Genomic DNA, 7752 nt, shown 5'->3' with positions numbered 1-7752 from the left:
CGTCCCCGGTCTAACACCGCTCACAATTACCATTGATTTAATGTTTTCATTGCATGACGATGATTTTAACGCCGCCTTTGCTGGCGCGGGTTCCAGGCTTGTTTGTGGTGATGTGGGGCAAATACGGTTGCTCGCATTTACTATAGGCAGCGAACCGGGCGCATGGTCTGACACATGCCGGGATAGCTGGAAAGGGCGCTTTTCTCTGCCTGTCCAGCCCATTTAACCGCTATTTGATCGGAATTAAATGCTATTTACCACCGCTGAAAATCCGGTTAATCGCAGCGCCTACCACAGAGCTGATCGCCGCTCTCCTGGCTTCACCTGCCACAGCGTCAAGAACGTTGATGTATACGCGTCCAGGTCAGCAGGGCGTCAATAGGGTAAAAATACCTAATAAGACATAGGGTAAAAATACCCAACAATATAAGACTTATAAACCAGTAAGACTAAAGTTCAAAAGATAAAAGACTTAAAGATCTTCTAAGGGGATCTGACTGGCGAGTCAGTGTATTGATAGCCCTGTTCGCTCCGCTCCACGCTACGCGATCAAAATCGCCCATGCCGTGCCTTGCTTATCTCTCCCTGACCGGGAGAGGCAAGCCACCTTTGGGCAGCAAGGGCTACAGCCCGCGCAGATTTGGAACTGTGCGATGCACAGGCCGAGATCGATGATCGAGGCTAACGAGGCGCGGCGATGACATAGGGCGGTCATGACTGACAAGCAAGCAACGTGCCAATACATCAATTAACCCCATCAAATCCTTAACGAGAAGCCTCCAGAGCGATTTAAACGCCTCCGGTTATGCCAATGCATTGCATCGTAACTAAAACGCGGCACAAAGCGATACAGAGCGTTTCAGGTGATTGCGCCTGATGGTTGGTTCCGCGTTGATTTGCAATTTACAAAAAAATATTGACATCTCCAAAAGAACATAAGTATTCACTTGTAATTTTCAACTTATGATGTTAAAATTAGTAACAACGAGACGGAGCGAACAGAACGCACCTTCCTAAAAATCAACCCTATGGAGACGAAATTGAAGACAGCAAAAATCAACTTCGGCGTGGAATCAGCCGAAACCATTTTCAACGCGATCATTCACGGTGAGACAACGCAAACCGCGCTATACGGATTCATCAACCGTGTCGGAACCAACAAGCGGAATACATCTAAAGCGCTCGAACTGCTCAAGGATCACAAGCTCCGCTTGAAACAGAACGCACGCGCTTCCCGGACTGTCCGCACTACCCTGAATCCTTACAGCGCTGAATTAGCGAAAGGTCGCGATGTGATGGATATCATCCAGCCTGTATTGAGTGCATGGCGCTTGCACTATGCGAAGCAAGGAATCGGGCTGATGAACGATCAGGTGTTAATCCTGAAAATGGTTGAAGCTGCGGCGGCGCTGAAAAAGCTCACGGGCGAGAAAGTGCCAGACATGGCAACGGCGGGTTAATCAGAGGAGAGAAACCGATATGGCTTTGAGCATCAAACTACCCGACCACGTTTACAACGGCTTGTTAGCAGAAGCCAAACGGCAGAGAACCACGGTTCCACGATTGATCCGCGACGTACTGAGTGCCGTTGCAACGCGATTCGATAACGGATTGCCATTACCCGACATGGGGAAACATCACGAAGGAGAAAACAACAATGACGCAAGCAGCACAGCTAACTGACGATCACGAAGACGAAGACATAGATACAGTCGCTAAAAGTCTCTTTTACAAAGCAGAGAATCGCCTGTTCCACGCTAAGACAGTCACGAATAAGGCGACTGGCGTAGTGATCAAGATGACCAACAACCTTGAAAAGCTCTATGCCTACATGCTGAACCAGTACAAATGGTACTACGGCACCGGAGGCGACGACAAACGCCCATTTGCCGAATCCCAAGTTCGACTTGGTACGGCGGCGCGTATTGGTGACCCCGTAAAAAATACGAAAAGATACATCAACGAATTGATCGCATTGGGACTGGTCACAATCCTTGTGAAGAGTAAGCAGCCAAAGGTCTGTGACGTCTACAAAGTCTTCGAGGTTGATAAAGTGGCGAAAAATCTCGCTTTCACTTACCCAACGTTTGAAGGCAAGCCACTTTATGATCACGAAGAGCGCTTAAGCAAAGGCAACAACCGTGCGAACCAAACAGCCCAGCAAGCAGCTCTCCAGGCACAGCAAAAGCAGCAACCACAGACTGATGCTGATGAACCCGCGCCAAATGAAGATGCAACGCCTAACATCATGGACTGTGTTGATCAGAGTGACCCGCCATTTCCTTTGGTGAAAACAGTGAGCCGTACTATTGCCACGCTCGATGACCTTCGCTACTGGTCAGATATTGGCTACGAGGGAATGAACGACTACGGCGTGATGTGGGGTGTATCAGGCGATGACCTTGAAAAGCTGATTGGTGAACACCTCAAAATCAGAGAAGCGCAAGCTGAAAAAAACTTTAAATTGCAGAGGGCAAATTGAGTGATAAACGTAAGGCGCTGACCGCCAAAGAGAATGCAGACCAAACAGATTTACCCGACCTGACCCGCCTGCTTACAAAACGCGCTCGTGATGGTGACATCATCCAGAAATGTAAACATCTCCTCATTGCTGGATATTCTCCAGGTCGTGTAGCTTGCCTGCTGCGGTTGCCTCTGGAGAAAGTGCAAGAGTTGTACGACAACAGTTACAACCCCCGTTGTAGACGATTTGCCAAAACCAACGCGTATACCAACGCCAGGTTAACGCTGACCTCATTCAATGAGGGTGCAATGCTCGCGGAGATTTGCGCCACGCTCGGACTACCACTTTTCACCATTGTTAGAATGCTTCGGGACAAGAACGTTGCTGAATCCGCGATCAATGCCCGTATGCCGCCAGCAGATGATCCGCTCTGCAAAGAGTACCGCATTGTGCTTGAACGGAAAGCAACATCCAAATTCAAACCATTACAGCTACATTTGAACAGCCGCAAGCCGCATCCAACAACGACAGCAGCGATCAAAGCAGCAGCAAAAGCGAACGCGACACATCACGCCAGCGCTTAACACAGCGCCTGCATCATGACCGACACAACGATCCAAACCTTGATGAATTTACCCTTGCCACTTATCTGGCTGATGCTTCGCTATGCGTGGAGTTCAGCCTGTAAGCTGCGACACCTCTGGAACAAAAAGAATGAAAATGAAAACACTGGAAGACATCCGCGCCGAACTTCTGCAATCAATGCAGAAAGCGCACAGCAACACAGCTAACGCCAGCAAGATCGATGCTACGAGCAACCCGGCAGAACTGCACAAGGCGGCACAGGACACGTTAACAGCGGCGATTGCTGGCTACTTAGCCCAGAACACAGCGACCACAGCTACTACCCCCTCAACCACCACTGCACCGCGTGGGAAAAAGGGTATCGCGCTCTGCCATGAAAGCCAGGGCTACAGCGCAAATCTACGCCCGGACAGCTTATTGATGAAGGCTGGCAGGCCGGGCATCAGCTTGCAGGTGAACAAGGCAGCTTTACAGGATGCAGACCCGGAATTGCTCGCAGCGTTAAAACGTCTGGGCTATGTCTTGCCAGTATGAAAGGGCAGGTATGTAGTTGATAAAAATGAATTATGAGGCGTTAAATTTGACGGAATTGCTTGTGAAAGAATTAGTTTCATGTTAAAATTATAACTTGGGTGATTAATTGATTCTGCGTACAACAGCCAATTGACATGTCACCTTCCCGGCGCTGCCTTCAATAAGATCTCCCGCACGGTCTCTTTGCTGCTTCCAGCGCCGCCATATTCAAAATAATTCTGCGTGTGACTACCCTTACGCGTGGATTTGCCTGCGGACTGATAACCCGCAAAAAAGTCCAGCCCCCTTGGCTGGCTGTCCGCCGGACATTAACGGCATCGAGCGGCGGCGTGTTTATGGGCTTTTCACCCGGATTTTCGCGCTGCTGCTCCTCCTTTCTGCCTCCATCAGAAAACACGTCTCCGCGTGAGTTGCCGCCACCGTGCCGGATGTTGGTCTCTCAGCCTTATCCGGTTTCGGTGTGCTCTTTTCTGATGGCTCAAATCTAACGCCTTCCGGCGTCATGCGCTGATGCTCTCAGCTCCATGTTTTTCCTCCTCGTTACTCCTCAGCCTGAAAGCGGATCGCGCCGCCTCGGGCTTTAGTGCTGCCTGCATCCGGCAAAAATGTCGGACAGCTTAAACGGGCAATAACAGCGGCATCTCAGCCGCGAAAAACAACTCTGATGGAGAAACAAAACACATGAAGATGGGAACATCCCCAACAAGCTACAACGATGTTGTAGCACTATCGGACAGCGCCAATTTCGACCGTAAAACGGTTGAATTCGCCACACTGGGTGTGGACGTGGTTCCGGGCCAGGCAGTAACAAGCGCTGGCGCTGCCTACGTATCTGGATCTGATTGCCTGCTGGCTTTATCTGCCGCTCGTGCTGGCTCTGACGTGCCTGTCATCGTCGCTGACCGTTTGACCTACGTGAAACCCGCAACAATCATCGCCGTGAATGGCGCAACTGTAGGCGCTGCTGCAATTGCCGCACTTACCGCTAATGGCAACATCCGCGTGACCGCACCGGACGCAGAATAATAACAAGGAGATAAAGAAATGAGTTTATCCGTAGACTTTAGCTATTCAGACCACACCGCAACCTTTGCCAATCTGCCAGCTAAGAACACGCTGTTGACCACGCTGAATGTGTTTGCTGATCGTCAAACGTCACTGTCGCCGAAGGTGAGCCTTGATGTTCTGGACGAAGTCGCGCAGAAGGTAAGTAAATCTGTTAACCGTTATGGCTCCGAATGGACTGCCACAGCGAAGCGTCAAAGCTCCAACCACCTGATCGAAGCGCCGCTTCACGCATACACTGACCGCATCACAGCGGCTGACGTGCAGCCATATCGCAAGCCGGGTACTGATCTGCAAATGTCTATTCTGGACGCTGTCACGGCCTCAAGCCTGGCGATGTATGACAAGTACATGCGTACTCGTGAAAAGATGTTCGCTGATGCCTTATTCCGTAACACAGTCGAAGCGGAGTTTACCCAACAACCGCTGATCGACTGGACAGAGGAATTTGGCTACGAGCAGGCGACCGGAACAATTGAAACAGGTGTGGCATTAGACCCGCTTCGCTCCATTGATGACGCCGTGAGCGCAACTAAGCTCCGCATGGGCGGCCTGGCTGGTCAACTGGATGGCTTCATCTTGTTCGCTGGTAGCAATGTCTTCCGCAATGTTAAATACCATCCAGACATTCGCCAGAGCATTCAATACGGTATTTTGGATCGCGACGTGCTGTTCAATAAAGAAGTGCTTCCGGGCTTCTCTACCTTCCTGCTCGACAATGTCCGCGTGGTGGAAGTGACCGACCCGCTTTACGGCGTAGGAAGCGATCAGGCGTTCTTAGTGCCAAAGTTCAGCAAGCCGCTGTCCTCAGACATTGCGCTGCCGTTCGGCTATGTCGCCACAGCCAGCAGCCGCAATCTTGATCTGGCATTCGCTGAACCTGCCGACGTGCGAATCTACAGTCATCAGGATAAGTTGCGTAACGTGGAACTGTTCGCGGAATCGAGCATCCTGCCAGTGGTTTACCGCCCGGACTTCGTCACTCTACTGACGAACCAGGCAGCGTAAGACATACGCGAAAGCGGTGCAGGTATTGGGGGCATGATTTGCCCCCGCTGCTGATGCAGTGGGAAAGGCTCCGCCATTCAAAGGTGGCGAGGCAAAGGAAAGGAGATTAAACCATGAGATTACAATTGCTTGGGGTTGGTTCTGTGCCAGTGCTGACCCTGCCGATCAAAGATGACGACGATTCGATCATCAACCTTTCGGCGCTGGCGCGTTGGCTCGATATGAAACGAACAACGCTGTTTGACCATATCCAGGCCAAAGGGCTGGAGACAGCGATCAGAGAAGCAGCCATCGCAAAGCGAATGAAGAAGCTGAACACTTAAAGCCGGACGGGAAACCGCCCGGTTTTTTTTATGGTTTCTTCGTAGCATTCTTATTCAGATAACGATCAAAGCGCTTCATTTCTTTATCGAACCATTCAGGCTGATCACGCAGGTCTGACTCATCCCGAAATTCAGGGATGTTCAGCCAAAACTCTCTGATGGCGTCAGCGATATCGGTGAACTGTGCTTCACTCACCTTGAGTTGTTCAGGTCGCGGGAGGCTTTGCCTTTTGCCCGTACTCGGGGTGTGTTGGGGATAATATTGCGGGTATTTGCCAGCCAGTTCTGTGTGAGACCGCCCTTTTCCATGCTTGAAAACGTTCACAAGTAGCTGACATGCTTCTATTTTTTCATAGAATGGCTTCGTTTTTATGTCAATACCTGTCCATTCCAGCAAATCAACCAACTCAGGAAAATCTATATTCCAGATAAGCGGGTCAACCGCTGCTGGCTGCCAGTGGCGAAACTCACGAGCCATTTTCTCACGTAGAGTTTTATCAAATTGATGAAACACACTCGCAGTCATAGCCAAAGTGACAGTGTTCCGCATTTCATCAAGCTCGATGTAATGTGAAATGCCCTTTTGATAAGCAGCTTCGTATGAATCTGCCTCGTCGTCTCTATCTGGATCGAAGAATTGACCAAGTTTCTCGTAGTGCCGCTGTTCTACTTCATCAGCTTCTCGTGAGATGTCGTTGAACTGAGACAACAAGCGTTGTTTTGCCTGTGAGACATAAAACTCATGTGGTTCAAGAATAACTCGCCGATCAAGTTTATCAAGCCAGAATGTATTCACTACGAGTCCTCGCTAAATGTACAGAGAGAGCGCACTAAACCAAACGCGCCACAGCGGATCGCTGGTTCTTGGGCAGGTCTACCCCTCTTGTCCTTCAACACTGAATGAAGGTTAAATTCCACGAGGTTTTACACAAACTCACACGGCAGAAAATGATCTCAAAATTCATGGCTGGGAAAATCCGGCTTTTTTTACGTCTGGAATATACTCTAATGGGTCACAATGTGGGTCACAAGCTGGGACACATTGCGTGTTTTATGGGGTTGTGTCTTTGGCTTCCCGCTGGCATTATCCTGATCAGGGATTAACGGGACGTTAATCGCAAGTAGTTGATTTTGATTTTAAATGACTCGGGGTGCCCCTGGTAAACAGGGCTGAGATACACCCGCTGACCTGATCTGGATAATGCCAGCGTAGGGAAGTCAGATGCCTGAGCGCATCGCCTTCTTGATCGCCGGTTGGGAGTGTTATGAATCTTCAACCTGAGCCTGTTTCTGGCGCCTCCGTCGCCCAATCCCTCTCCCTGTTTCGTCAGCATGCGCCATTGGTGCACTGTATGACTAATGACGTTGTTCAGACTTTTACTGCTAATGTGCTGCTGGCACTTGGCGCGTCACCCGCGATGGTTATCGACGCTGAAGAAGCTGCGCAGTTTAGCGCTATCGCTGATGGACTGTTAATTAACGTCGGCACCTTAACCCGCGAGCGCGCGCAGGCGATGCTGGCGGCGATTGACGCCGCTAATCAGGCGCAGAAACCCTGGACGCTGGATCCGGTCGCCGTGGGCGGCCTGACATTCCGTAGCGAATTTTGCCAGCGGTTGCTGCAAATGCGACCGGCGGCGATTCGTGCCAATGCCTCTGAGATTCTGGCGCTGGTGCAACACACTGGCAGCGGTCGCGGTGTCGACAGCTTACACGATTCCGCGGCGGCGATTGATGCCGCACGGCAGCTGGCGCAGGCCAGCGGCGCGGTGG

At 50.8% G+C, this 7752-nt stretch carries 10 protein-coding genes and 1 riboswitch; of the genes, 9 read left to right on the top strand and 1 reads right to left on the bottom strand.

Features of this window, described 5'->3' with window-relative positions:
- The 8 genes from NG42_RS23105 to NG42_RS02930 all read left to right on the top strand — a co-directional run.
- A partial coding sequence (locus NG42_RS23105) for a hypothetical protein (RefSeq protein ID WP_206542081.1) occupies positions 1–226 on the top strand: 226 nt, incomplete at its 5' end.
- 814 nt (positions 227–1040) lie between these two features.
- Positions 1041–1460: a hypothetical protein gene (locus tag NG42_RS02960; protein WP_156322231.1), complete on the top strand. Its 420-nt coding sequence runs from the start codon at positions 1041–1043 to the stop codon at positions 1458–1460.
- Positions 1461–1657: 197 nt separating this feature from the next.
- On the top strand, positions 1658–2482 hold the full coding sequence (locus NG42_RS02955; protein WP_052897668.1) for a DUF6945 domain-containing protein: 825 nt from the start codon (positions 1658–1660) through the stop codon (positions 2480–2482).
- Positions 2479–3048, top strand: a complete 570-nt coding sequence (locus NG42_RS02950) for a hypothetical protein (protein WP_053115970.1) — start codon at positions 2479–2481, stop codon at positions 3046–3048. Before NG42_RS02955 ends, NG42_RS02950 begins: the two co-directional genes overlap by 4 nt.
- A 130-nt stretch (positions 3049–3178) precedes the next feature.
- The gene (locus NG42_RS02945) at positions 3179–3583 is read left to right on the top strand and encodes a hypothetical protein (RefSeq protein ID WP_052897665.1); all 405 of its coding nucleotides are present in this window, start codon (positions 3179–3181) and stop codon (positions 3581–3583) included.
- 681 nt (positions 3584–4264) lie between these two features.
- A complete protein-coding gene (locus NG42_RS02940) occupies positions 4265–4609 on the top strand; it encodes a hypothetical protein (protein ID WP_052897662.1) in 345 nt (114 codons plus the stop codon).
- 18 nt (positions 4610–4627) lie between these two features.
- On the top strand, positions 4628–5656 hold the full coding sequence (locus NG42_RS02935; RefSeq protein ID WP_052897659.1) for a major capsid protein: 1029 nt from the start codon (positions 4628–4630) through the stop codon (positions 5654–5656).
- A 113-nt stretch (positions 5657–5769) separates the two neighbouring features.
- Positions 5770–5979, top strand: a complete 210-nt coding sequence (locus tag NG42_RS02930) for a hypothetical protein (protein WP_052897656.1) — start codon at positions 5770–5772, stop codon at positions 5977–5979.
- Between the two features lie 28 nt (positions 5980–6007).
- Here the strand turns inward: NG42_RS02930 and NG42_RS02925 are convergent, their stop codons facing one another.
- On the bottom strand, positions 6008–6775 hold the full coding sequence (locus tag NG42_RS02925) for a hypothetical protein (RefSeq protein WP_052897653.1): 768 nt from the start codon (positions 6773–6775) through the stop codon (positions 6008–6010).
- Positions 6776–7116: 341 nt separating this feature from the next.
- Positions 7117–7212, top strand: a riboswitch (TPP riboswitch).
- Positions 7213–7244: 32 nt separating this feature from the next.
- Here NG42_RS02925 and thiM point away from each other — a divergent pair.
- A partial coding sequence (gene thiM / locus NG42_RS02915; protein ID WP_052897646.1) for a hydroxyethylthiazole kinase occupies positions 7245–7752 on the top strand: 508 nt, incomplete at its 3' end.

The organism is Winslowiella iniecta (assembly GCF_001267535.1).
Classification (GTDB): Bacteria; Pseudomonadota; Gammaproteobacteria; order Enterobacterales; family Enterobacteriaceae; genus Erwinia; species Erwinia iniecta.
Note: the sequence above shows the minus strand (reverse complement) of the source record. Positions and strands in the feature narration are given on the sequence as shown.

What these genes read in the sequence shown, in the direction of transcription:
- NG42_RS02955 (WP_052897668.1), top strand. Translation starts at nt 1,658, where the DNA reads ATGACGCAAGCAGCACAGCTAACTGACGATCACGAAGACGAAGACATA.
- NG42_RS02945 (WP_052897665.1), top strand. Translation starts at nt 3,179, where the DNA reads ATGAAAATGAAAACACTGGAAGACATCCGCGCCGAACTTCTGCAATCA.
- NG42_RS02940 (WP_052897662.1), top strand. Translation starts at nt 4,265, where the DNA reads ATGAAGATGGGAACATCCCCAACAAGCTACAACGATGTTGTAGCACTA.
- NG42_RS02935 (WP_052897659.1), top strand. Translation starts at nt 4,628, where the DNA reads ATGAGTTTATCCGTAGACTTTAGCTATTCAGACCACACCGCAACCTTT.
- NG42_RS02930 (WP_052897656.1), top strand. Translation starts at nt 5,770, where the DNA reads ATGAGATTACAATTGCTTGGGGTTGGTTCTGTGCCAGTGCTGACCCTG.